Raw genomic sequence first — 24,316 nt, 5'->3', positions numbered from 1 at the left:
ATACCGTAAAAAATGATATATTTAATTAGTTGAATTTAGTTAAGTATTTATGAAAGGATGTTCCAAAAAGATGAGAGTAAACATAACAATGGAATGTACTTCATGTCATGAACGTACATATCTAACAAGCAAGAGCAAGCGTAACAATCCCGATCGTCTTGAACTAAAGAAATATTGTCCACGCGAACGTACTGTTACATTGCATCGTGAAACAAAATAAACAACAGGTTAAAATCCCTGTTGTTTTTTTTTACTAGGATTGGGAGTGATTAGTTGGATAAAGTAAGCTTTAGAAAAAAGCAGATTGATTTAGTTAGTGCATTTATGAAATCAGATAAAGCACAAAAAGAAATCAATAATATTTATTTTCAGCTTTTTAATGATTTAGATTTTCAAAATGCACCAAGTGTTGGAATTACTTTGAGTAGAAACGATGAGATTCCGACTTTCCCAATCATTAACCAATGTTGGGAAATGGGCAAGGAAGTTTATATTCCAAAGACTTTTGCAGATTATTCTATGACTTTTGTTAAATATACAAAAGATACAGAGATTGAAGAGAGTCCTTTTGGAGTTCGTGAACCAAAAAATTATGAAAATAATTTAATGGATCCTCCTGATCTTTTAATTGTTCCAGGATTAGCCTTTTCAAAAGATAGGCATAATCGTTTAGGATTTGGTGCAGGATATTTTGATCGATATCTAGCCAAATTCCCAACTAAAACTATTTCTTTAGCATCATCACAACAATATTACAAAGAGGCTCCTTGGCCAATTTATGTTTTGGACAGGCCTGTTGATAAGGTTATTTCGGCTGAATCGGATAAGGATAGTCAAAATGTTTAATAGGCAAAGTAATGCATACGCAACTTGGATACTTCTAATATTGACTGTTGGTGTTTACATAGTTGAAGTCCTAGCCGGGGGTTCGCAAAATACTGCTACCTTAATGACTATGGGAGCTATGACTAACGAAAGTATTCAAACAGGTGACTGGTGGCGGCTAATTACACCAATATTTTTACACTTAAGTGTCTTCCATATTTTCATGAATGGGTTTACACTATTATATGTTGGTCAAATATTAGAGCCCATGATTGGTCATTGGCGCTTTTTAACCATTTATCTTTTGAGTGGTATCACTGGTAATTTAGCTAGTTTTGCTTTTGGAAGCGATAATGCTATTTCAGTGGGTGCTAGTACGTCGATTTTTGGTCTCTTTGCAGCTTTCTTAGCTTTGGGATTTATATATCGTGAAAATGAATTTATGACACAAATTGGTAAGAGTTTTCTAGGTTTAATAGTTGTAAACTTACTTTTGGATCTATTGATGCCTAGTATCAATATCTGGGGACATCTTGGTGGAGCCGTTGGGGGACTTTTCTTAGGCTATGCATTGGGATTACCTGGTATTCGTCGTCCAAAGATGATTTATAGAATATTATCTCTAGTTCTTATCGTTATAATTTCTTATTATATGTATGCAAAAGGTATGATAGTTTATGGATGAGATGAGTTTTAGAACTCTTTATGACGTTCAGCAACTTTTGAAAAGATATGGGACTTTTGTTCATCTCGGTAAGAGAAAATGGGATATTGAGCTCATGTTCATCGAAGTGAAACGTCTATATGAGAGTAAAATGATCGACAAAAAGACCTTTATCAATGCTCAATTGGTCTTAAAACGGGAGCATAGAATAGAAGAAGAGAAAGAAAAGGACAGATCAAAGTGACAGACAAAAAGTTAATCGGTGTTGACCTTGGTGGTACAACAATTAAATTTGCTATTCTTACTGAAAAAGGTGAGATTCAACAAAAATGGAGTATTGAAACAAATATTCTATCTGACGGACAATTGATTATCCCTGATATTATTGATTCAATCAATCATCATATCGATATGTACGGTATGAGCGCTGATCAATTCGATGGAATTGGTTTAGGTTCACCTGGTACTATCGACCATGAAAAGGGAACAATCAAAGGTGCATTCAACCTTAACTGGACTAATGAAGTTTATCCAGTACGTGACATTGAAAAAGGAACAGGTCTTCCTGTAACTATTGAAAATGACGCTAACGTTGCTGCACTTGGTGAAAGATGGCAAGGTGCTGGTAACAACGCTGACGATGTTGTCTTCGTAACTCTTGGTACTGGTGTTGGTGGTGGTATCATCGCTAACGGTCAATTAATCCAAGGTGCTAATGGTGCAGCTGGAGAAATCGGTCACGTAACTGTTGATCCTAACGGATTCCTATGTACATGTGGTAAGAAGGGTTGTCTAGAAACAATTGCTTCAGCCACAGGTATTGTACGTGTTGCTAGAGACCGTGCCTCAGAATACGCTGGAAACTCAGAATTGAAGGCTATGCTTGATGATGGTCAAGATATTTCTGCTAAGGATGTTTTCGATTTAGCTAAGAAAGATGATGATCTAGCATTGATCGTTGCTGATTATGTTTGTGATTCACTTGGTTTCGTTCTCGGTAATATCGCTAACACATTGAATCCTAAGTATGTAGTTATCGGTGGTGGTGTTTCTGCTGCTGGTGAATTCCTTCTTAACAAAGTTGATAAGGCTATGCGTAACAATGAATTCGCTACAATCAAAGATTCAACCAAACTAAGACTTGCAAGTCTTGGTAATGGTGCAGGTGTTATCGGTGCTGCTTCATTGATTAAAGTTGGTTAGGGGTTTGTGTTAATGCAAGTATTAAATGCAGTTTTGTACGTTATTGTAATAGGATTTATCATCTATTGGGTTGGCTCATGGCTTTACTTCTGGTATAAGGGTAGACAAATGGGTGGCGCAATTGATCAAAAAACCTTTGAAAAGACAATGAGAAAAGCTCAAATTGTTGATTTGAGAGAGAAAAATGCATTCGATGCAAAACATATCCTTGGTGCTAGAAGTCTTCCTTATACGCAATTAAAATATAATGAGGGCGAATTGAGACCAGATCTTCCTGTATATTTATATGCAGATAGTAAGAATATTTGTGTTCGTGCTGCTATCAAGTTAACAAAAAAATGGGGCTTTACTGATGTAAAGTGGTTAGAGGATCGCTTTTCTGATTGGGAAGGTCAAACTAAAAAGACTACTAAGCTATAAAAAAATGCTGTGCAGAAAAAATCTGACACAGCATTTTTTGTTTGTATTTAATTTTGATTAACCTTGGTGTGCTTGAAGACTCTTACGGTTAGCACGTCTGCGGTTTTCTTCTACTCGTTCATTTTCTTGGTTTTCAGGTTCGATAACCTTCTTCTTGAATGCATGTAGTGCACCATAAACGGCTGTAGCTGTTGTTAATGAACCAACAAGGAAGCCTTTAACAAAACGAAAATGTTTTTGATTTTTTGCCATAATATAATTCCTCCTGTCTTTAGTTCTCATTATGGCTTATTTCCTTTAAAATATCTATAAAAGACTATATTAAGTGGGGTAATTTTTTGAAAAAAGTTATAGCAATTGTCGGTCCAACCGCAGTTGGAAAAAGTGCGTTAGGCCTAAAATTAGCTCAGAAATTCAATAGTGAAATAATTTCAGGAGATTCGATGCAAATTTATCGTCATCTGGATGTCGGCACCGCAAAGGACTCTCCAGCTGAATTAAAAGCTGTTCCACATCATTTAGTTGATATTTGTGATCCAGACCAGAGGTATACAGTTAAGAATTTTCAAGAACGCGCAAAAAGTATTATTACAAATTTAAATGAACAAGGAAAGGTTCCCTTTGTAGTTGGTGGAACAGGATTTTATTTAAGTTCATTGATAAATAATCTCAATCTTGGTGGTAAGTCTACTGGAGACACTAAGGTTCGCCAGGAATTACTTGCCATAGAACAAAATGAGGGCCTTGATAAGCTTCAAGCTATTCTAAAAGAAGAAGATCCTTTGGCATATCAAAAAATAGACGTCGAAAATGCCCGAAGGGTAATCAGGGCCATTGAAGTAATTAGAACAACTGGCAAGTCGATAACTGATCAAGATAATGGCAATAAATGGGCAGATTTCTATTTAATTGGTTTGACTGACGATCGTCCTAAGCTATATGAAAGAATCAATCAGCGTGTAGATAAAATGGCTCAGAATGGCTTGTTGGACGAAGCAGAGTACGTTTTTAACCATCGAGACACATTTGTCCAAGCTAAGAATGCAATCGGCTATAAGGAATTATTTCCCTATTTCGAAAAACAAGCTTCCTTGGAAAGCTGTTTAGATGAAATTAAGAAGAATTCCCGACATTTTGCCAAACGTCAATTTACATATTTCCGTAATCAAATGGATGTAGATTGGTATAATATTAGTGATGATAATAATTATCAAAAAACAATCGAGGAAAATATTATAAAATTTGTAGGAGGGCACAATGACTAAATGGAATGCAGCATTTCCAGATAAATTAAAAGAGGTTATTAAAGAGACTGATGAGATGATTGCTCCAAAATTGGCTGAAATCGATGAGCAAGTTTTGGATAATCAAAGTAAGGTTTTGGATGCTTTTAGAAAAGAAAGTATCGACGAAAGTAGTTTGCTTGGTACTACTGGTTACGGGGATGACGATCGTGGTCGTGATCAACTAGAAGCTGTTTACTGTGACGTTTTCAAGACTGAGGCTGCTTTGGTGCGTCCACAATTTGTTTCAGGTACACATACTTTAGCAACAGCACTCTTTGGTATGCTTCGTCCAGGAGACAACTTACTTTACGTTACAGGCGAACCATATGACACAATGCAAGAAGTTATTGGAACTGCTGGTAACAAGAAAGGTTCATTGATCGATTATAAGATTGGTTTTGATTACGTTGAAATGGATGGCGACAAAGTTAACTTTGATTTGATGAAGAAGAAGATCAAAGAACAAAATCCTAAGGTCATTGCTATTCAAAGATCTCGTGGCTATTCGGTACGTAAGAGTTTGACAGTCAAAGAAATTGCCGAAATTATCAAACAAGTCAAGACAGTTTCTGATGCCATTATTTTTGTTGATAACTGCTATGGTGAGTTCTCTGAAACTGTTGAACCTACTGAAGTTGGTGCTGATATTATGGCTGGCTCATTGATCAAGAATGCCGGTGGTGGACTAGCTAAAGTTGGTGGTTACATTGTTGGTAAGAAAGATTTAGTTGAACTAGCAAGTTACCGTCTCACAGCCCCTGGAATTGGTGCTTCTGAAGGTCCTACGATTGGTCGTCTATCAGAGATGTTCCAAGGCTTCTTCTTAGCTCCAAGAGTAACTGGTAATGCCATCAAGGGTGCTATTTTTGAGGCTGGTATTTTTGAAAAATTAGGTCTGAACGTCTCACCTAAGTGGAACGATGACCGGACAGATTTGATTCAGACTATTGAATTTAACGACCCGGACAAGATGGTTAAGTTTGCTGAAATGGTTCAGAAGTTCTCACCAATCGATTCTAATGTTTTGCCAGTACCTAGTGAAATGTCAGGTTACGAAGATAAAGTCGTTATGGCTGCTGGAACCTTTGTTTCTGGAGCAAGTATCGAATTCTCATGTGATGGACCAATGCGTGCACCTTACATTATTTATATTCAAGGTGGCTTAACATTTGAACATGTTAAGATTGCCATTGCTAACGCATGTAAAGAATTATTCTTCAAGTAAAATAATTATAGTTATACTTTTTAAGTTGATTTTATTGTATTTTTTGTCTGAGAGTGTATAATTAGTATTCAAATAATTGGAGGTAAGCAATATGAGATATAAAGTTACTTTAGATACTAAGCATCAATTGTTTACCGTATTTGATAAGAAAAACACTCGGGTTTCTGCATGCGGTAAGTCAATTGAAGAAGCTATGAACAAATTATTGAAATTGAGCGCATAGTTTTGTTTTAATATTAATCATTTATTACAGAATTCGTAATTAACAATACAATTTCTTTACGGGAATTTTAAAATGGAGAATTTCTGGTTGATAGATGATATATTAAATGAGCAACGAAAGTTGCAATTCTATCCTCAACGATAAATAGAGAGTGGAATAAACATGTTCAGCTCTCAAGTATAAGGACCCAATAACTCAATTTTGAGTTATTGGGTCCTTTGTTTTATATCGTGAATTTAGTCAAAAACTGGTTATAGTCCCATTTTTTTGTGATTTTGAGTTTAAAGCGCTAGGATTGCCTAGTAAAAGATCCATTGAATGAAGGAATTTTTATAATGCAAGAAAAACAATTACATCTTCAAAAAGAAACTAAAGAATGGCAAAAGATTCAACATCAAGAACTTGGTAAATTACGAAGTGCTCAACATCATCTATTATTCAATGTCTTCGCTTATTTAATAATTTCGGTGATTGAATTTTATTTAGCCGAAGTAGGGCATTCACAGACATTAAGAGCTGATGCGTTGAATAATCTAGCTGGTATTATCTCCGCAGTTTTGTTGCTAGTAGGAATTTTTATTGCTAGAGATATTGATGATGATGATTTAATGGGGCAACCCTTACCAGAAGATATTCAAAATAATGGCCAACGATTGCAATTGACAAGGTTCCACTATGAAACAGTCTTTACACTAATTACCGGAATAGTTATGATTGCCATCTCGCTGAATGTTATTTATGGCGGCTTTAAGAGCTTGATGCACCCTGAACTGCAAGAAGTACCGCAACCAATAACTCTGTTGGGAGCAAGTATTGCAATGATTATCATGGTAATTGTTTGGTGGATGAATCGTGCAGCTGGGTTAAAGCTACAAAATGCAGCATTAACCGCAGCCTCTCAAGATAGCCTAAGTGACGCATTAACGAGTCTAGGAACGATGGTCGCTATTGGAGGAGCCTTATTATTCAAAGTATCTTGGCTCGATGGAGTGGCCAGTATTGTTGTTGGTATCTTCATTTTGGTAGCCGGCATCAAGATTTTTAAAGAAAGCAGTTTGAATTTGGCCGATTATTTCGATCCCAAAGCGGAGATGCAATTCCGTAAGGCTATTGAGAATAACCCGCAAGTTAAGAAAGTCGAAGATATTAACGCTCATTATAGTGGCAATATGGTTACTATGGATATAATCATTGCCGTCGATGCAAATATGAAGGTAAAAGACAGTTATCGTTTAGGCGAGGAGATTGAAGCTCAAATGCGCCGTCAGTTCGGTATCGTTGATACTGACGTGATGGTCGTACCTGCATAGAAATGTTAAAAGGGACCGCTAACCTATTGTGGAGTTAGCAGCCCTTTTTCTATGTTGTGTGATTTTGTGTGTAGAATGTGGGACAAAATCATAAGTTTTAAAAATAAAAAGAGCTCATAACTGTTGATATAACAACAATTATGAACTCTTTTAAGGTATAAAAAAATGTCACAGGTGAGATTCGAACTCACGACCTACGGTTTAGAAGACCGTTGCTCTATCCAACTGAGCCACTGTGACATCACTTGTACTATTATAGAGAAAAGTTATTTGAGTTGCAATAATTAATTTGATTTTTTTAACTTGAATTTGTAAATAATTTTGGTATACAAAACGACGATAGAAGGGGATTTCATCATTTGTGTGATTTTGTGTGTAGAATGTGGGACAAAATCATAAGTTTAAAAATAAAAAGAGCTCATGACTGTTGATATAACAACAATTATGAACTCTTTTAAGGTATAAAAAAATGTCACAGGTGAGATTCGAACTCACGACCTACGGTTTAGAAGACCGTTGCTCTATCCAACTGAGCCACTGTGACATCACTCGTACTATTATAGAGAAAGTGATGACATGATGTCAATGCAATTTTCGCTAAATATTTGAAAAAGTGCAAAATAAAAGGTCCACTTAATAATAAGTGAACCATCCCTAATAATAATTTACTGAAGCACATTATTTCCCAGACAAGAAAGGTTTGTTCTCAGCTTCTAGTTCTGAGAGTATCTCTCTATCTTGAGTGGTAATTTCATTTTTTTCGGCTTTTAATAATGATTTGATCCAAGTTATCAATTTCATGATTCTCATCTCCGAAATAATCACAGCTTTTAATGTCATCAGCATCTGGACAGAACGCCTATGGAGTAAGGCTTCCTTTAACCTTACTCACAGTCAAATTATATCAGAAAAAATAATATAAACATAAATTTATGTCCCAATTTAAAAAATTAATTTATGATTTTCAAATGAAAAGGTATACATTTTTTAAATTTGATTATTTAGGGATTGAGCTAATTCTTTACGACGACCCTCAATGATGTCCTGGAGCTCTTCTAAGTCCTCCAAGGTAGATTTTTTACGAATAAAACTTCTTGCAGATGAACGCATAGCAATGTAATTTGCACGTTCACGATGATTCTTATGCCATTTTTCATTGGCACGTTTTTGTGCATCTGTTAATACCATAAATTACTCTCCCTTTAAAACGTATCCTTGAAATTATATACAAGCTTTATTAACTAAACAAGACAAATTATGAATAAATTTATATAACTTTCTTGTAAAAATGGTTTCATGAAATTCTTGTACATTAATATTATTAGTTTAGAATGTTAACTAAACCGATATTTTGTTCATTGGGGGTTTATTTGATGAAAAAAATTATAAAAACAACAACGGGTACTTTCCATGGGATTACTGATCATCAACACATAGATTTTTTAGGAATTCCTTTTGGCTATGGTCGCCGATTCAAAAGAGCTGAGGAGTTCTCAATTACTAAATTTGGTAAGCAAGAAATCAATAAACTCCAGTATGCGGTACATAACGGTACACAGCCAATGCAAGATGAAGCTTTGGAACAAAATGAGGATAAAGTTAATTTTGGTGAGAATTGTTTAAATCTAGATATTTGTACACCTGACGTAGAAGGTCATTATCCTATTGTGATCGAATTTTACGGTGGTGGTTTCACTACCGGAGGCAATTTTCAAAAACAGATGTCCTGGCTCGATCATCAAGAAGTAGTCCATGTTGTCCCTAATTATCGTTTGGGATTATTTGGTTGGGGAAAAGTTGACGGCGGTGATACCAACGTAGGCTTGTCTGATCAATTAATGGCTATTCAGTGGGTGATTGATAATGCAAGCAGTTTTGGTGGGGATGTCGAAAATCTTAATTTGATTGGACTTTCCGCTGGTGCCAAGTCGATTGCTACTTTGATGTCATCAAATGCTAAGGTCTTAGATCGTGTGAAGAAAGTTATTATGTTTTCAGGCGGAGTTCAAACGATCCGTGATCTCAAGACAGCTAAAAAAGTTGTCGATAATATTTGTCGAGTGAATAAGATCAAATCAAGTAAAGACTTATTCAATTTGACCGATGACGGGTTGCAACTAGTTCAACAAGCAGCGCTAAAGGGACATTTTGCTACCAATTGGTTTGGCCCTGTAATTGACGATGATTTGATCTCTACTGACTGGCAGGAAAAATTGATTCAGCGTGTCAAACGAACTAATTTTAAAACAATTATTTCTGCTGGCAGCAATGAATTAAAATTCTTTGAAGACATGGATTTAAAGCAGATTGAAAATGATGTCCTACCAGATTTGTTTGGTCATAATACTGAACAGTTGAAACAAGAATTGTTGAATGATAATTATTCCAAAAATGACCTAATTGAAATGTTGGGTACGGCCATGTATGCTTTGCCTGCTAGACGAATGGCTGAGCTATTGATTCAAAACAGTGATGCCGAAATTTATTGTAATTATGCCAAAGTTGATGAAGGTAAACATGGTGGAATCGTTCGTTATTTAAATACGCCAAATGCTGACTTAAAGATTGATTATCGTAAAAATCAACTTTATATGATTCATTTATTGAGGGAATTTATTAATAACGGTAAGCCTTATGATGAAACAATTAAATTTGAATGGCCGATTTATGATGATGATCGTCTGGTTCTGGAATTGGATCCTGATGATCTAAAAAGTGTCTCCGTTATAAGTCGCCGTTGTCCAGATGATTTGCCTTGGCAATCGTACAAACTGTAGTTTTTTGATGAATATAATAATCTGCATTATAAAAAATATATTGCAATTAATATATCTCACTTTTATACTATAGATGTTGTGCTTAAGTTTAAGCACCTTTTTGCGGTGTTTAGGATTTTAGAGGTGGGCGATTTGAAAAGAAAGTTTTCATTTGTTATTACAATTGCTTTCATTTTAATTGATGTTGTTGCAGCATTTTTAACGCAGCAGGCGATTATTAGTAATTTAATGGGGATTTTAATTGGTGTAGGGCTAGTCATTGCTCTAATACTAATAACAAGCTTGATCAGAAGATTGAAACTTAGTAGAGGCAAATTAGTTTTGGCAACACTATTTTTCTTTTTGGTCATCGGGCATGTAGTCATGACAACATTGCCAATGTAAATTTGAATATTGTAAAGGATTGCGAAGAATAAAGTCTTTGCAGTCCTTTTTTAGTATAATTATTTAGTAAGTCATTTTTTGAAGGGGCCAATCATGTCGAGTCGTTCATGGAGAAGGGTAATTATCGGAGTTATCTTTCTAATTCTAACCATTTTTTATACAAGTCTATTTTTAAATCATGCAGCAGTCACAAATGAATTAATTTTTAACATTGCACATATCAAAAGTTTATCTAGTATATTTGTATCGCCAATTAATTTTGATTATTGGGGCCATACGGGAAGTCTGATCAATCTTTATAGTCCTTGGCTGACGATTCTACCAGGAATTCTTTTTTTGAATCAGAACGTTATTATCGGCTTTTTGATAATTATCAGTTTAATTACATATGCTACTTTGGTCAGTTCCTATTACTACATGAAAAAATTTTCTGGTGATACTCTGGAGTCCTTGTTATTTGCTGTGATTTATACGTTATCCTTTAATCGTTTTTGGTTGATCTTCGGTGAACAAAGGATCGAGAATTATTTAGTGTTGATATTCCTACCAATGGTTTATTATGGGGCTTTTCAAATCTTCAACGGTCAGTTCCAAGATTGGCTGACATTAACTCTAGGTATGAGTTTGATAATTTGGACAAGTCCTTACATGGCTTTGGCAGTGGTTTTAACCCTGATTCCTGTTTTGCCGCTGATGATTTTCTCCAGGCTGTCACATCATTGGCTGTATTGGGGCAAAACCTTACTGAATTTATTAAAAGCCGCGTTAACCACTTGTCTATTAACTATAGGTTATTGGGGCCCAATGTTAGAAAACCAATGGCCTAAGAAAGTCTTGCAACAAAGCCGACCCCAATTTGACTATTGGTCTTGGTTTGATAAAAACTTTTTAACACAGAACAATCAATATCTCTTTTTTATTATGATAGCCTTATTAGCTCTAGTCGTATTCTTCATCTTTTTGAAGAGTTCGTTCAGTTATAAAATTCTGATTTTGGAAAGTTTAGTTATAGCGGCTTTATTGCTTATTCGACCTCAATTTCAAATAGATACAAGTCGGCTGATCTTCGCTATTACTTCTGTTTTAGATTTCTTTGCGATTATGATCTTAATCAGAGTAATTTTATTGCTGTTCCAAGAAAGATCGGCAGTAATTCATCTCTTGATCCTTTTGGTAACTATCGGTGGTTTCGGATATTTGACGTATAATCAGGCAAATGAATTTCAGCCCCAGAGAAAAATTCAGTTTTCACAAAAAATTGATTATAAGAACCTAGTCGTTAACTATCACGATCAGTCGTTAGATAGCAAAAACCACTTTTTAATAGACGGTCATAGTAGTCAGGTCCAGTTCAACACGAAAGATAATCAGTACTGGTTGCAGTATTACAATCCCAAATCAGTAACGATGGACATACCGGTTCAAAACTACTCAGGAAATAAGGTGACCGTGAATAACGAATCGGTCAAACTATACAAGTCAAAGCGTGGCACCTTATCATTGAAAACTGATCCTAATAAAAATATTATCGAGATTCATTCCCATCACACAATCTTAGCAACAGTCTTCTTATTGATTAATCTATTTAGTTTTATTGGATTTGGATATATTTATTTCAGTAATAAATGGAGATCCAATAAAAAAATTATGGCAGAGAGTTGAAAAAGTATGTGAAATTTGCTATATTTTATTAGTTGCAATCACTATTGCATCTACAACCGCTCAAAACTAGGTTTAAGCTTAGTGCACCTAGTTGGCGAGTCTTAGAAGGGAGTGTACGTTTATGTACGCAATTATTAAAACTGGTGGTAAGCAATATAAAGTTGAAGAAAATGCTTCAATTTATGTTGAAAAGCTTGATGTCAATGAAGGGGACGCAGTTACATTTGATGATGTAATCTTAGTTTCTGATGGCAAAACTGTTAAAGTTGGTAGCCCAGTAGTCGAAGGCGCTAGTGTTTCTGGTAAGGTTGAAAAGCAAGGTAAGGAAAAGAAAGTTGTTACTTACAAGTACAAACCTAAGAAGCATTCACATACAAAGACAGGTCACCGTCAACCATATACAAAGGTACTTATCGATAGTATCAAGGCTTAATCATGATAAGAGCGAGTTTTCACCAGAATTCAGATCAACAGATTGATTCCTTTTTAATTAAAGGACATGCTGATTCGGGACCTTATGGTCAAGATTTAGTTTGTGCTGCTGTTTCAGCAGTAACAATTGGAACAATCAATAATCTGGAAAAACTTACTGGGGCTAGTCCTCAGGTCGTCATGGATGAAGTTAATGGTGGTCATCTTGGCTGCCGATTTGATAAAGCAGTTTCACATGACACTGCCTTATTATTAGATAACTTATTTTGGATATTGAAAGATATTGAGGGTAGTTATTCTAAAAATATTGAAGTTCAAGTGCAAAAAAATAATATAGATCTTGATTAGGAGGTAAATTTCATGCTTAAGATGAATTTACAATTTTTCTCTCACCATAAGGGTGGTGGATCAACAACTAATGGCCGTAACTCAGCTGGTCGTAGACTAGGTGCAAAGCGTGCTGATGGTCAAGCTATCACTGCTGGTGCAATTATTTATAGACAACGTGGAACAAAGATTCACCCAGGTGCTAATGTTGGCCGTGGAAATGATGATACATTGTTCGCACTTAAAGATGGCGTTGTTAAGTTCGAAAGACTTGGCAGAGACAAGAGAAAAGTTTCAGTATACTAATATATATTGATGAAAAAGAGGACAATGTTCCTCTTTTTTTTATATAATAAGTATGAGTTATTGCCATTAACACCGAAATATTGGTAAGATAATGTGTAGTGTTTTATCGGCAAAATTTATGAACCAAGGGAGAAAAAAATGTCAATTTCAGTAAATGAATTTAAAAATGGATTAACAATTGAAGTAAAAGATGGTATCTGGCGTGTTGTAGAATTCCAGCATGTTAAGCCAGGTAAGGGTAGCGCCTTTGTTCGTTCAAAGTTAAAGAACTTAAGAACTGGTGCCGTTCAAGAAATGACATTCAGATCAACTGCTAAAGTTGAAAAAGCTAACATCGAAAACAAAAAGATGCAATATCTATATGCTGAAGGCGACAACTATGTCTTCATGGATACAACAACTTATGAACAATTATCATTACCAGGTGATGAAATTAGAGATGAGTTGAAATATTTGAAGGAAAACATGGAAGTCAGCGTTGTTATGTATAACGGTGAAACACTTGGTGTTGATGTACCTAATACAGTTGACCTTAAGGTTGTTGAAACAGAAGCTTCAATCAAGGGTGATACTCAATCAGGTGGTTCAAAACCAGCTACTATGGAAACAGGCTTAGTTGTGCAAGTACCATTCTTCGTTAACGAAGGTGATATGCTAACTGTCAATACACAAGATGGTACTTACATTTCACGTGCTAATTAATAACTGATTATGGAGATAAGTTTATGGCTGAACAAAAATATGTTTCTCTACAACAAGATAGTGGAAAAATAAACGGTAATGTTGAAATATCACATCAAGTTATTGAGATCCTTCTTGGGATTGCTACAAACCAAGTTGAAGGTGTCTACGAAATGCGTGGCACTATTTCTAGTCGAATAGATTCATTGTTTGGCAGAATCAACCATGGTAAGGGTGTTGATGTATCGTTCAATGATGATCAAATATCTGCGGATGTTTATGTATATTTGGAATATGGCGTATCGATTCCAAAAGTATCCTTGGAGATCCAAAAATCAGCCATTGAACAACTCGAATTCATGACCGATTTAGACTTAAGTGAAATTAACGTGCATGTTGTAGGCTTGATCGCTAAAAAAGATAGCGGTGAAATAGAACGTGTAACAACGGATAAAAAGGAATAAAACTAGTGATAAGTAGACATAAGATCAGAGAACTCGCAGTTCAATCACTATTTTCTATTGAAACAACTAAAGATACTCCTGAAGACGCCATTTCTTCTACCATGCAATTATGCGATTTGGCCTCTGAAGCAGTACCGGATTATTTGACGTTTTTAGTTGCAGGTGTTGTGGAACATCAAGATGACCTTGATAAAGAAATTGCAGAACATTTGAAGAACAAATGGACTGTGCAACGTCTATCGAGAATTGACCGCTCAATTTTACGTGTGGGGTTATTTGAAATGGAAAATAGTTTAGAAGTACCCAGAAAAGTAGCTATTGACGAAGCAATCGAGATGGCTGGCGATTTTGGCGATAAGGACTCAAAGTCCTTCGTAAATGGTATTTTATCTAATTTTGTAGAAGGGTAAGGCTGGTGATTTTTTGCCAGCCTTTTTATGGTGATTAGTGTGGAATTATTAGAAGGTAAAAAAGTAGCAGCAGCATTAGACGAAACAATGACGAAGCGTGTTCAAGTTTTGAAGGAAAAGGGTGTAACTCCGGGATTGGCAGTTATCTTAGTTGGTGACAACAGTGCCAGTGCTGTTTATGTCCGTAACAAGAAACGTCGCGCTGAAAAATTAGGAATTGATTTTCAACTCATCCATTTCGATGCCACCGTTACGGAACAAGAGTTGTTAAATAAAATTAATGAATTAAATAATGATCCAGCTATTGATGGATTTATTGTACAATTACCAGTTCCTGATCATATTGATGAGGACAAGGTTATCGAAGCCATTAATCCAGCTAAAGATGTTGATGGTTTTACGCCAATTAGTGTCGGAAATCTTTGGATTGGTACGCCACTAACTAAGCCAGCCACAGCTTCCGGTATTTTAATGATGTTGGATTATTACAATGTTGACCTTGATGGTAAAAATGTTGTTATTGTAGGACGTAGCAATATTGTAGGTAAACCTACTGCTGCTTTGATGTTAGATCGTAATGCCACTATAACGATCACGCATTCACATACTAAGAACCTAAAAGAAATAACAAGTAAGGCTGATGTGCTAGTAGTTGCCATTGGACAAGCTAAATTTATTAAAAAAGATTACGTCAAAGATCAAGCTATTGTCATTGATGTCGGTATGGATCGCGATGAGAATGGCAAACTTTGCGGAGACGTTGATTTTGATGATGTTAAAGATCAAGTCTCAATGATCACGCCAGTACCTGGTGGAGTTGGACCAATGACGATTACAGCACTAGTAGATCAAGTGATCGAATTAGCCGAAGGCAGGGCAAATGGATAATGAGCAATATTTAACTGTAACGGCTTTAACTCAATATCTGAAAAGAAAATTTGACGTGGACCCTTATTTGGGACACGTCTATTTGATGGGAGAAATTTCTAACTTTAGAATGCGCCCCAATGCCCATCAATATTTTTCTTTGAAGGATGATAAGGCTAAGATTTCAGCTATCATGTTTAAATCAAATTTTAGTAAAGTTAAATTTCAACCAGAAGAGGGGATGAAAGTCCTCGTTAAAGGGCGAATTTCACTTTATGAACCTAGTGGTTCTTATCAGATTTATGTTGAATCAATGGAACCAGACGGATTAGGAGCTTTGTACTTAGCTTTTGAGCAATTGAAGAAAAAGCTTGCAGCACAAGGTGTCTTTGATTTGCCTAAGAAGCCAATACCGCAGTTTCCCAAAAGAATTGCAGTGGTAACTAGTCAATCAGGGGCAGTTATTCATGATATTATGACTACAGTTGCTAGAAGATATCCTATTGTGCAAATAGTCTTATATCCTGCTCAGGTTCAGGGACAAGAAGCTGCACCAACGATTGTTAAGCAATTGAAACGAATCAATGAAGATGGTAACTACGATACAATTATTATTGGTCGTGGTGGTGGATCGATTGAGGATCTATGGCCATTCAATGAGGAGACAGTTGCTCAGGCAATCGTTCAAAGTAAGATTCCAGTGATCAGTTCAGTTGGACATGAGACTGATACTACGATTGCTGATTTGGTAGCTGATTTACGTGCGGCCACGCCAACAGCTGCAGCAGAATTAGCAACACCTGTTTTAAGGGATGTTTTGTTGCACTTGCAAGACCTTGATACCAGGCTATATAATGCTCAAACAAAGATTATAGGTAACTACAAGGATCGAGTGGATTCTTTAGCTCAGAACGTCTTTTTGCAACATCCAGAGCGAATCTACGAGGTGTATTTGCAAAAGGTCGATTATTTGCAGGATAAATTGCAACGGAATTTTTCTAATTCGTTGAGTCAATCAAAGACAGAATTGATTCAGTATGCTAATCGTTTGGTACAAGCATCTCCAAGAGATCAAATTTATAGTTATGCTAATCAAGTCAATCGTCTGTATCAAATTTTGATTAACAATGTAAACAAAATTATCAATAAGGATCGTAATATATTTAATAGTGAGGTTGCTACATTGGATTCATTGAGTCCTTTGAAGACTTTGAGCCGTGGTTATGCCATTCCAACTGATAAATCAGGTAAAGTATTGAAGAATGTAACTGATTATCAAGTTGATCAAGAGGTTGACCTAAAAGTTAAAAATGGTAACGTCAAGTTAATAACCAAAGAAGTAAGCGAGGACGGAAATGGCTGAAAAGAAAAAATCATTTGAAGAAAATCTTGCTGATTTAGAAGCAATTGTAACTAATCTTGAGGCAGGAAACGTTCCTCTAGAAGAGGCAATGGAAAAATTCAAAAAAGGTGTCACTTTGAGTAAGGAGTTAGAAAAGACTTTAAGCGATGCTGAAGAGACTGTAACAAAGGTCATGACTAAAGATGGCGAAGAAATCAACATCAAACAAGATCAAGATAAGGATCAAAAATAATTATGGAAATAAAAAAATTCTCTGATTTTTGCGATCAAATCTTACCCGATTTCAATAAGTTTTTAGATGATAAATTAAAGGCTGAGATCAAGCAGACTACGTTAAGGGATGCGATGCTTTACTCTTTAGATGCCGGTGGCAAACGAGTTCGCCCGATGCTTTTTTTAGCGGTAGCTTATTCTAGCGGTATCAAGTTAGACAAACTTTCTCAGTTTTATGACATTGCTGGAGCGATTGAATTAGTTCATACTTATTCATTGATCCATGATGACTTACCAGAAATGGATGATAGCGATTATCGTCGTGGCAAGTTGTCGAATCACAAAAAATTTGGTGTTGGTCCAGCTGTTTTGGCTGGCGATGGTTTGTTGACCCAAGCCTTTTACTGGATTGCTAAATCAAATTTAAGCACTGATAAGCGTATGGCAGCTGTAAGAATTTTGGCTCATAACGCTGGTCCCATGGGAATGGTAGCCGGTCAAATGACCGATATCACTATGGAAGATAAAGTTTTAAACGAAGAAGAATTAACAACTTTGCATAAAGAAAAAACGGCAGATCTAATTACTGCTGCCGTAACAACTGGAGCTTTTTGTGCTGGTCATGAGCTTTCTAAGAACTTGGTTCAATACGCAAATGACATTGGCCTAGCTTTTCAGTTGAAAGATGATTTAAATGATGCCGATGATGGTGAAGATAATGATAAGAATACTTTCCCTAATTTGATCGGTAAAGAGGCAACTGAGGCTAAGTTAAGAGACTTGGTGAAGGACGCCTTGAATGCAGTTTTAAAAGAAAACGAGTTTGACAAGAATCTGTTGGTAAGCTTCTTAGATTATTTCAAAGAATAGGTGACACACATTGGCAAAAAAAAGAATTGATGTTTTATTAGTTGAACAAAATTTATTTGAATCCAGAGAACAAGCTAAACGTTCAGTTATGGCTGGCGAAGTTTATAATCAGGACAATTTACGTTTCGATAAACCAGGGGAAAAGGTTGATCCTGATACTATTTTTCACTTGGCTAAGAACGCTCATAGCAAATATGTCAGCCGTGGCGGCTACAAGTTAGAAAAAGCTTTGAAGTCATTTGATATTGATCTAACTGATCGTATTTGTCTTGATATTGGTTCATCAACTGGCGGTTTCACTGACGTAGCCCTACAAAACGGTGCTCAAATGGTGTATGCCCTAGATGTTGGCTATAACCAATTGGCTTGGAAATTAAGAACAGATGAACGAGTAGTCGTAATGGAACGTGTTAACTTCCGTTACAGTAAACCAGAAGACTTTCATAAAGGCCTACCTAGTTTTGCGATGACTGATGTTTCCTTTATTTCTTTGGAATTAATTTTGCCACCAATGTTTAACATTATTTTGCCTGGTTCAGACGCAGTTTGCTTGATCAAACCTCAATTTGAAGCTGGCCCTGAAAATGTTGGTAAACACGGAATTGTGCGTGATCATAAAGTTCACAAAATGGTTTTAGAGAAGATCACTAATTTTGCTAAGGAAGCAGGATTCATTGTTTCTGGGTTGGATTTCTCGCCTATTAAAGGTGGAGAAGGTAATATTGAATTCTTGATGCACATTCAGAAACCTCAAGAAGAACAGCCTGGCGAAATCTTAGATAGTGTTTCTGTTGAAGATACAATGGAAGCCGCATACGCAAATCTTAATAAATAGGTGAGAGAATGCTAAAAAAGCTAATAATCAATAACTTTGCGATTATTAATAAGCTACAAGTTGATTTTAGAAGTGGAATGACCGCTTTGACTGGTGAAACCGGAGCTGGTAAATCAATTATTATTGATGCTTTGGGTTTATTAGTTGGAAGTAGATCTTCAATTGATTTTATTAGAACAGGTCAAGAGCAATTAAATGTGCAGGGACTATTTGAGGTAAAAACAAGTAGTCCTATTTTTGCTATCTTGGCTGAATACGGAATTGCTCATGATGATAATCAGATTATTATCAAACGAGAAATAAATCGAAAAGGTCGGAACGTTTGTCGAATCAATAATGAATTAGTTAAAACAAATGTTTTACGACAAGTTGGAAAATTTCTGGTCGAGATCCACGGCCAGAATCAACAGCAAGAATTATTAGACGAAGACAATCACATCAATATCTTGGATCGTTTTGCGGATGATAAATTTCAAAAAGATTTGTTAAAGTATTCAAAACTTTTTGAGGAATATCAGGCTAAACGTAGTCGTTTGAGAACGATTCAAAAAAATTCTCAGAATTTGGTTCAAAGAATTGATATGTTGAAGTTTCAAATTGAAGATATCGACAGTGCTCAATTAAGTGCGGGGGAAGATGATAAGTTAGAAGATGAGAAGAATCAGCTTTCTAACTTTGAAAAAATCAGTTCCTCCTTGCAGGACAGCTATCGTGGTTTGTCTGAAAACAACGTTGGAGTTGTTGATACTTTGGGTAATGTGCGCGATAACTTAGAAGAAATCATGGATTATGATTCCTCTTATAAGGAACTCTATGATTCCATTAATGGTGCATACTATCAATTGCAAGATAATGCTGCTACGATTGCCGATCAGTTGGAGAATCTCGACTTTGATGAAAATCGCTTGGATGAGATTCAAAAACGTTTGATCACTTTAGATAATTTAAAGAAAAAGTATGGTCCAACCTTAGATGAAGTAATTGAATTTGGTAAAAATGCTCACGATGAATTGTCAAAAATTGATATAGATGACGACACTGAATCCAAATTGGAAGCAGAGATCGAACAATATCAAGACAATTTACTTAATTTAGGAAAAGACCTATCTAAACAACGTCACAAGACAGCGACGATGTTAGAAAAGTCGATCAATCATCAATTAAAGGACTTGTACATGCCTAATGCAAAATTCGGCGTTGCCTTTAAATCATTGGATGATGACAACTTATCACCAAAAGGAATCGATCAGATTCAATTTAATTTGAAGACTAATATTGGTGAAGATTACAAACCGTTAGTCAAAGTTGCTTCTGGTGGTGAATTGTCACGTGTTATCTTGGCATTTGAAGCTATTATCGCCGAAAAAATGAATGTTGAGACAATTGTTTTTGATGAAATTGATACCGGTGTTAGTGGTCGGGTTGCTCAAGCTATCGGTGATAAGATATATAAGGTTTCACAATTTTTACAAGTTCTCTGTATTACTCATTTACCACAAGTTGCCGCTATGAGCGATATTCAATTTGAAATCAAAAAAGAGACCGTTAAGGATAAAACGGAAACAAAAGTTTCCTTACTTAACGATCTCCAAAGAATTGAAGCTATTTCTCTAATGTTGGCAGGTACTAAGGTGACTGATTTGACGAGAAAACATGCTCAAGAATTGTTGGAACTAGCTCAAGGTGAGCAGCAACGATTAGATTAAGTTGATCGACTTAATTTGATCGAGCATAACAATCTCAAAAAAGGCTGAGTTGATCTTAAATACATATTTATTTTTATTAACTTGTGAAATAAATTTGCCTTGGAACTGTTCATCGTTTAACATTGTAATAACGACAGAATAATGTCTTTGAAAACTCTGTTCTGCGAAAAGTTCTAATTGCATTAAAGGCATTTGTTTGATTTGAAGATTCTGATTGCTTTCAATATTAAAATCAAAGTTATTATTAATAAAATTAGCGGTGTGGTTGATTAGATTTGAAGTGAAATGATTGTATGCTTGTTTTGCTTGCATTTTTAAGCCCCCGAACACTTGTTTGTGTCTTCATTATACGAACCTTTGTTCGAAAGAGCAACTCTATTTTTTTATTTCTTTATTAATTTTTATATTGACAAGTCGGAAAACCTTGAAAATTAGATGATTTTATTGCATGATAGATACCATATTATATAGATAGTAGGGATAACTTAATTATGTCAACAAGGGGAATGTTAATCGTTTTATCAGGTCCATCTGGAGTAGGTAAAGGAACCGTTAGAAAAGCTATGCTTAAGAATTCGTCAATCAAATTTGATTATTCCGTTTCGATGACTACTCGTCAAATGCGTCCTGGAGAAGTCGATGGAGTCGATTACTATTTCCGAACAAATGAAGAATTTGAAGAAGAAATAAACAATGGCGGTATGCTTGAATATGCTAAGTATGTCGATCACTATTACGGAACACCATTAAAGTACGTTAATCAGAAGCTAGATGCTGGAATTGATGTCTTGTTGGAAATTGAAGTAAACGGTGCTATGCAAGTTCGTGAAAAGATGCCTGATGGTGTCTTCATCTTCCTTACACCACCTGACTTAACAAGTTTACGAGATCGTATTACTCATCGTGGTACAGACGATGAAAAGACAATCGACAAACGTATGGTTCAGGCTAAAAAGGAAATTGAAATGATGACAAGCTATGACTATGCCGTCGTAAATGATAAAATACCTAATGCAGTCGAAAAAATTGAAGGTATAATTAGAGCCGAACACTTGAGAGTGCCACGCGTAATTGATAAATATAAAAAGATAATAGGAGATTGATAATATGATTATTTATCCATCAATTGATAAACTTTTAGATCGAGTTGATTCTCGATACTCATTGGCAGTTCTAGCCGCAAAGCGTGCTCACCAATTAGAGAACGGTGATATTGAACTATTGAACAAATACGAATCACCAAGAACTGTTGGCCGTGCACTTGAAGAAATTGCTGACGACAAAATCGAAATTGATCCTAATTCAATTCTTCTTGAAAAAGAAGCTGAAAAGATTGAAGAAGAGAAAAAAGAAGATAACTAATAAATTATTCCTTCACTGATTGTTGAATTAGTGAAGGCTTTTTTATTTATAGAATCTTTTTACGAAATTTATTACTGGGTGGTTTTTATGGCAGTAGCAGAGATAATTGTAGATGTACCTACTATGCAAACAAATCGACCGTTCGAATATTTAATACCTGATTCGTTAACTGAGGTAGTTGTACCTGGGATACGAGTCGAGGTACCTTTTGGTCGCGGGAAAAGAAAAATTCAAGGTTTTGTCATGCAAGTTAAGGAAACCAGTGACTTTCAAGGCAAGTTAAAGCCAATCACGAGAGTTATCGATCTAAAGCCAGTATTATCAGATGAGATGTTGAAATTATCCTATTGGTTGGCCGATCGAACGTATTCATTTCAAATCTCATGTCTACAAACAATGCTTCCTAGTGTCATGAGAGCAAAATATAAGCAATATGTTATTCCCTTAGATAAAGAAGACTCCCAGGTCCAAGCACTTTTGGATGGGAAAGAAACACTGGAAATCACTAATCAGCTAGATGATGCCACGATTAGATTGATCAATAAGTTACGTCAGAATAATAAAATTGATATTCAGTATGTGGTTGAAAATCAGGCTTTGCAGATCAAGCGTCAAGCAGTAACAACGGATTTAAATGTCATTCAGTTACATGAAGCTAAAAGTAAGTTACGTGCTAATGCCAAATCTCAGATTAAATTGTTAGAGTTCTTAGCTAATAATTTGCAAGAGTTACCAGTGGAACTGAATGTTTTACAAAAAGAATTTGGAATTTCACGTTCAGCAATTAAAACTGCTGAAAAGAATCAATTGTTGCAGATAATAGAAGTTACTAAATTACGAAAACCAGTTGGAATTGATCCTGAAAAAACTACAAAGCTTAAGTTGACCGAAGAACAACAGGTTGCTGTATCTGAAATTGAAGCAGCTATCCAGAGCGAAACGCCACAAACCTTTTTAGTTGAGGGGGTTACTGGCAGTGGTAAAACTGAAGTTTATTTACAGACGATTGAGAAAGCTTTGCAACAAGATAAAACAGCTTTGATGTTAGTGCCAGAAATTTCTTTGACACCACAAATGGTTAATCGAGTAGTTGGTCGTTTTGGCAATCAAGTAGCTGTTTTACACAGTGGTTTGTCAAGTGGTGAACGTTATGATGAATGGACGAGAATTGAAAATCATGATGTTAAAGTAGTCGTCGGTGCTAGAAGTGCCGTTTTTGCACCTTTAGATAAAATTGGTCTGATTATCATTGATGAGGAACATGAGGCCAGTTATAAACAAGATGATAATCCCCGTTACAATGCACGTGATGTGGCGTTGTGGCGAGCAAAAATGAATCATTGTCCAGTTGTTTTAGGAAGTGCGACACCTTCTCTAGAGTCACGTGCACGAGCTGAAAAGGGTGTCTACAAACTGATTCGAATGAAGAAACGAATCAATAATCAGAATTTACCGCATGTAAAAATTGTTGATATGCGGGATGCCGAAAATTCAGCTGCCAAGGGTGATTTTTCACCTGCACTGCAAGAAAGTTTACAGACAACGCTCCAAAAACATGAACAGGCTATTGTGCTCTTGAACCGCAGAGGTTATTCTTCATTCATGATGTGTCGTGAGTGTGGATTTGTGTTGAAATGTCCTAACTGCGATGTTTCACTGACATATCATAAGGATTTAGGCAAAATGAAATGTCACTATTGTGGACACGAAGAACCAGTGCCTAGAGTTTGTCCCAATTGTAAGAGTAAGAAAATCGGTTTTTACGGTACCGGAACTCAAAATATTGAACAACAATTGAATACACTTTTCCCCGAAGCACGAGTTTTGAGAATGGATGTTGATACAACTCGCCGTAAGGGATCGCATGCCAAGATTTTACAAAAATTTGGACAACATCAGGCTGATATATTGCTGGGAACACAGATGATTGCCAAAGGATTGGATTTTCCAGACGTCACTTTGGTTGGAGTGATCAATGCCGATACAACATTGAGTTTGGCTGATTTTCGAGCTAGTGAGCGAACTTTTCAATTGTTAACACAGGTCAGTGGTCGTGCTGGTCGTGCTGATAAGACGGGGCATGTTGTGATTCAGACTTATAATCCTGATCATTACGCAATCAAAGATGCTGCTAAACAGGATTACGAGACCTTCTTTAAACAAGAGATGTATATCAGACACCAAGCCAATTACACGCCGTACTACTTTACGACTCTGATCAGTGTTGCTAACAAAGATGAAGGACAAACTTTAAAACAAAGTTATTGGCTCAAAAAACAGCTAGAAACGTCGCTATCAAAGGATGCTATCCTATTAGGACCTAGTCCAACGATGATTTCACGTAAACAAAACAAATATTATTATCAAATTATTGTAAAATATAAACATGAACCAAAATTGCATCAAAAGTTATTAGAGATTTTAAATGAGACTCAGGCTGACGCAAAAAAGGGTTTTACAATTGCAATTGATAATGAACCACAACATATAGATTAAGATTA

32 protein-coding genes, 2 tRNA genes and 1 other annotated feature are annotated in these 24,316 nt (G+C 35.8%); of the genes, 28 read left to right on the top strand and 6 right to left on the bottom strand.

The genetic code is table 11. The features are described from left to right. Window positions 1–70: 70 nt before the first annotated feature. The 6 genes from rpmG to U8526_RS03085 are packed head-to-tail and all read left to right on the top strand — an operon-like array spanning window position 71 to window position 3,112. Complete coding sequence (gene rpmG / locus U8526_RS03110) at window positions 71–220, top strand: 50S ribosomal protein L33 (protein WP_010019383.1); 150 nt, start codon at window positions 71–73, stop codon at window positions 218–220. A 53-nt stretch (window positions 221–273) separates the two neighbouring features. Then, on the top strand, window positions 274–846 hold the full coding sequence (locus U8526_RS03105) for a 5-formyltetrahydrofolate cyclo-ligase (RefSeq protein ID WP_334340508.1): 573 nt from the start codon (window positions 274–276) through the stop codon (window positions 844–846). Then, window positions 839–1,510 carry a rhomboid family intramembrane serine protease gene (locus U8526_RS03100; RefSeq protein ID WP_334340507.1) on the top strand — a complete coding sequence of 224 codons (672 nt, stop codon included), beginning with the start codon at window positions 839–841 and terminating at the stop codon, window positions 1,508–1,510. Before U8526_RS03105 ends, U8526_RS03100 begins: the two co-directional genes overlap by 8 nt. Further along, entirely contained in the window at window positions 1,503–1,733 is a 231-nt protein-coding gene (locus tag U8526_RS03095; protein ID WP_334340506.1) for a YqgQ family protein, read from the top strand. Before U8526_RS03100 ends, U8526_RS03095 begins: the two co-directional genes overlap by 8 nt. Then, window positions 1,730–2,692 carry an ROK family glucokinase gene (locus tag U8526_RS03090; RefSeq protein WP_334340505.1) on the top strand — a complete coding sequence of 321 codons (963 nt, stop codon included), beginning with the start codon at window positions 1,730–1,732 and terminating at the stop codon, window positions 2,690–2,692. Before U8526_RS03095 ends, U8526_RS03090 begins: the two co-directional genes overlap by 4 nt. Window positions 2,693–2,704: 12 nt before the next feature. Further along, window positions 2,705–3,112, top strand: a complete 408-nt coding sequence (locus tag U8526_RS03085) for a rhodanese-like domain-containing protein (protein WP_334340504.1) — start codon at window positions 2,705–2,707, stop codon at window positions 3,110–3,112. Between the two features lie 57 nt (window positions 3,113–3,169). Here U8526_RS03085 and U8526_RS03080 read toward each other — a convergent pair whose 3' ends face one another. Then, window positions 3,170–3,364 (bottom strand): DUF3042 family protein, encoded by a 195-nt coding sequence (locus U8526_RS03080; protein ID WP_334340503.1) that lies wholly within the window; start codon window positions 3,362–3,364, stop codon window positions 3,170–3,172. Window positions 3,365–3,450: 86 nt separating this feature from the next. Between U8526_RS03080 and miaA the strand changes: the two genes are divergently transcribed. The 4 genes from miaA (at window position 3,451) to U8526_RS03060 (ending at window position 7,156) form a co-directional block, all read left to right on the top strand. Next, window positions 3,451–4,377: a tRNA (adenosine(37)-N6)-dimethylallyltransferase MiaA gene (gene miaA, locus U8526_RS03075; RefSeq protein WP_334340502.1), complete on the top strand. Its 927-nt coding sequence runs from the start codon at window positions 3,451–3,453 to the stop codon at window positions 4,375–4,377. Then, on the top strand, window positions 4,370–5,623 hold the full coding sequence (locus tag U8526_RS03070) for a methionine gamma-lyase family protein (protein WP_334340501.1): 1,254 nt from the start codon (window positions 4,370–4,372) through the stop codon (window positions 5,621–5,623). The genes miaA and U8526_RS03070 overlap by 8 nt, the downstream gene beginning before the upstream one ends. Window positions 5,624–5,714: 91 nt before the next feature. Further along, window positions 5,715–5,846, top strand: a complete 132-nt coding sequence (locus tag U8526_RS03065; protein WP_256970471.1) for a hypothetical protein — start codon at window positions 5,715–5,717, stop codon at window positions 5,844–5,846. Window positions 5,847–6,181: 335 nt separating this feature from the next. Further along, window positions 6,182–7,156, top strand: a complete 975-nt coding sequence (locus U8526_RS03060; protein WP_334340500.1) for a cation diffusion facilitator family transporter — start codon at window positions 6,182–6,184, stop codon at window positions 7,154–7,156. Window positions 7,157–7,322: 166 nt separating this feature from the next. On the opposite strand, the gene U8526_RS03055 is transcribed toward U8526_RS03060, so the two are convergent. The 4 genes from U8526_RS03055 to U8526_RS03040 form a co-directional block, all read right to left on the bottom strand. After that, window positions 7,323–7,396, bottom strand: a tRNA-Arg gene (locus tag U8526_RS03055). Between the two features lie 230 nt (window positions 7,397–7,626). Further along, window positions 7,627–7,700, bottom strand: a tRNA-Arg gene (locus tag U8526_RS03050). Window positions 7,701–7,834: 134 nt separating this feature from the next. Continuing rightward, the gene (locus U8526_RS03045; protein WP_334340499.1) at window positions 7,835–8,002 is read right to left on the bottom strand and encodes a hypothetical protein; all 168 of its coding nucleotides are present in this window, start codon (window positions 8,000–8,002) and stop codon (window positions 7,835–7,837) included. A 141-nt stretch (window positions 8,003–8,143) separates the two neighbouring features. Then, window positions 8,144–8,344: a hypothetical protein gene (locus U8526_RS03040; protein ID WP_334340498.1), complete on the bottom strand. Its 201-nt coding sequence runs from the start codon at window positions 8,342–8,344 to the stop codon at window positions 8,144–8,146. 185 nt (window positions 8,345–8,529) lie between these two features. Here U8526_RS03040 and U8526_RS03035 point away from each other — a divergent pair, with 185 nt between their 5' ends. From U8526_RS03035 to recN, 15 genes are all read left to right on the top strand, one after another. Continuing rightward, on the top strand, window positions 8,530–9,933 hold the full coding sequence (locus U8526_RS03035) for a carboxylesterase family protein (RefSeq protein ID WP_334340497.1): 1,404 nt from the start codon (window positions 8,530–8,532) through the stop codon (window positions 9,931–9,933). Between the two features lie 132 nt (window positions 9,934–10,065). Further along, complete coding sequence (locus U8526_RS03030) at window positions 10,066–10,317, top strand: hypothetical protein (RefSeq protein ID WP_334340496.1); 252 nt, start codon at window positions 10,066–10,068, stop codon at window positions 10,315–10,317. 93 nt (window positions 10,318–10,410) lie between these two features. Next, window positions 10,411–11,979 (top strand): hypothetical protein, encoded by a 1,569-nt coding sequence (locus U8526_RS03025; RefSeq protein ID WP_334340495.1) that lies wholly within the window; start codon window positions 10,411–10,413, stop codon window positions 11,977–11,979. Between the two features lie 44 nt (window positions 11,980–12,023). Then, window positions 12,024–12,091: a sequence feature (ribosomal protein L21 leader region), on the top strand. 9 nt (window positions 12,092–12,100) lie between these two features. After that, window positions 12,101–12,412, top strand: a complete 312-nt coding sequence (gene rplU, locus U8526_RS03020; protein WP_334340494.1) for a 50S ribosomal protein L21 — start codon at window positions 12,101–12,103, stop codon at window positions 12,410–12,412. Window positions 12,413–12,414: 2 nt separating this feature from the next. After that, a complete protein-coding gene (locus U8526_RS03015; protein ID WP_334340493.1) occupies window positions 12,415–12,759 on the top strand; it encodes a ribosomal-processing cysteine protease Prp in 345 nt (114 codons plus the stop codon). A 12-nt stretch (window positions 12,760–12,771) separates the two neighbouring features. Continuing rightward, a complete protein-coding gene (rpmA, locus tag U8526_RS03010; protein ID WP_025085479.1) occupies window positions 12,772–13,044 on the top strand; it encodes a 50S ribosomal protein L27 in 273 nt (90 codons plus the stop codon). 138 nt (window positions 13,045–13,182) lie between these two features. Beyond that, a complete protein-coding gene (efp, locus tag U8526_RS03005) occupies window positions 13,183–13,746 on the top strand; it encodes an elongation factor P (protein ID WP_334340492.1) in 564 nt (187 codons plus the stop codon). Window positions 13,747–13,769: 23 nt separating this feature from the next. Then, window positions 13,770–14,189: an Asp23/Gls24 family envelope stress response protein gene (locus U8526_RS03000; RefSeq protein WP_025085477.1), complete on the top strand. Its 420-nt coding sequence runs from the start codon at window positions 13,770–13,772 to the stop codon at window positions 14,187–14,189. Between the two features lie 5 nt (window positions 14,190–14,194). Beyond that, on the top strand, window positions 14,195–14,599 hold the full coding sequence (nusB, locus tag U8526_RS02995) for a transcription antitermination factor NusB (RefSeq protein ID WP_334340491.1): 405 nt from the start codon (window positions 14,195–14,197) through the stop codon (window positions 14,597–14,599). Window positions 14,600–14,638: 39 nt separating this feature from the next. After that, window positions 14,639–15,487, top strand: coding sequence for a bifunctional 5,10-methylenetetrahydrofolate dehydrogenase/5,10-methenyltetrahydrofolate cyclohydrolase (locus U8526_RS02990; protein ID WP_442886184.1), 849 nt, complete (start codon window positions 14,639–14,641; stop codon window positions 15,485–15,487). Continuing rightward, complete coding sequence (xseA, locus tag U8526_RS02985) at window positions 15,480–16,829, top strand: exodeoxyribonuclease VII large subunit (RefSeq protein ID WP_334340489.1); 1,350 nt, start codon at window positions 15,480–15,482, stop codon at window positions 16,827–16,829. Before U8526_RS02990 ends, xseA begins: the two co-directional genes overlap by 8 nt. Further along, the gene (locus U8526_RS02980; RefSeq protein ID WP_334340487.1) at window positions 16,822–17,061 is read left to right on the top strand and encodes an exodeoxyribonuclease VII small subunit; all 240 of its coding nucleotides are present in this window, start codon (window positions 16,822–16,824) and stop codon (window positions 17,059–17,061) included. The genes xseA and U8526_RS02980 overlap by 8 nt, the downstream gene beginning before the upstream one ends. A 2-nt stretch (window positions 17,062–17,063) precedes the next feature. Further along, window positions 17,064–17,912, top strand: a complete 849-nt coding sequence (locus U8526_RS02975; protein WP_334340486.1) for a polyprenyl synthetase family protein — start codon at window positions 17,064–17,066, stop codon at window positions 17,910–17,912. 10 nt (window positions 17,913–17,922) lie between these two features. Then, a complete protein-coding gene (locus tag U8526_RS02970; protein WP_334340485.1) occupies window positions 17,923–18,747 on the top strand; it encodes a TlyA family RNA methyltransferase in 825 nt (274 codons plus the stop codon). Window positions 18,748–18,755: 8 nt separating this feature from the next. Further along, a complete protein-coding gene (gene recN / locus U8526_RS02965; protein WP_334340484.1) occupies window positions 18,756–20,453 on the top strand; it encodes a DNA repair protein RecN in 1,698 nt (565 codons plus the stop codon). Here recN and U8526_RS02960 read toward each other — a convergent pair. Next, the gene (locus tag U8526_RS02960; RefSeq protein ID WP_334340483.1) at window positions 20,445–20,765 is read right to left on the bottom strand and encodes a hypothetical protein; all 321 of its coding nucleotides are present in this window, start codon (window positions 20,763–20,765) and stop codon (window positions 20,445–20,447) included. The two genes, recN and U8526_RS02960, sit on opposite strands and share 9 nt — an antisense overlap. Before the next feature lie 179 nt (window positions 20,766–20,944). On the opposite strand from U8526_RS02960, the gene gmk reads away from it, so the two are divergent. The 3 genes from gmk to priA all read left to right on the top strand — a co-directional run bounded on the left by gmk (window position 20,945) and on the right by priA (window position 24,311). Continuing rightward, on the top strand, window positions 20,945–21,556 hold the full coding sequence (gmk, locus tag U8526_RS02955) for a guanylate kinase (RefSeq protein WP_025085469.1): 612 nt from the start codon (window positions 20,945–20,947) through the stop codon (window positions 21,554–21,556). A gap of 4 nt (window positions 21,557–21,560) precedes the next feature. After that, window positions 21,561–21,815 carry a DNA-directed RNA polymerase subunit omega gene (gene rpoZ, locus U8526_RS02950; RefSeq protein WP_334340482.1) on the top strand — a complete coding sequence of 85 codons (255 nt, stop codon included), beginning with the start codon at window positions 21,561–21,563 and terminating at the stop codon, window positions 21,813–21,815. A gap of 87 nt (window positions 21,816–21,902) precedes the next feature. After that, window positions 21,903–24,311 carry a primosomal protein N' gene (priA, locus tag U8526_RS02945; protein WP_334340481.1) on the top strand — a complete coding sequence of 803 codons (2,409 nt, stop codon included), beginning with the start codon at window positions 21,903–21,905 and terminating at the stop codon, window positions 24,309–24,311. Window positions 24,312–24,316 lie beyond the last annotated feature (5 nt).

Source organism: Companilactobacillus sp. HBUAS56275 (assembly GCF_036913655.1).
Taxonomy (GTDB): domain Bacteria; phylum Bacillota; class Bacilli; order Lactobacillales; family Lactobacillaceae; genus Companilactobacillus; species Companilactobacillus pullicola.
This window is presented reverse-complemented; position numbering and strand designations above follow the sequence as displayed.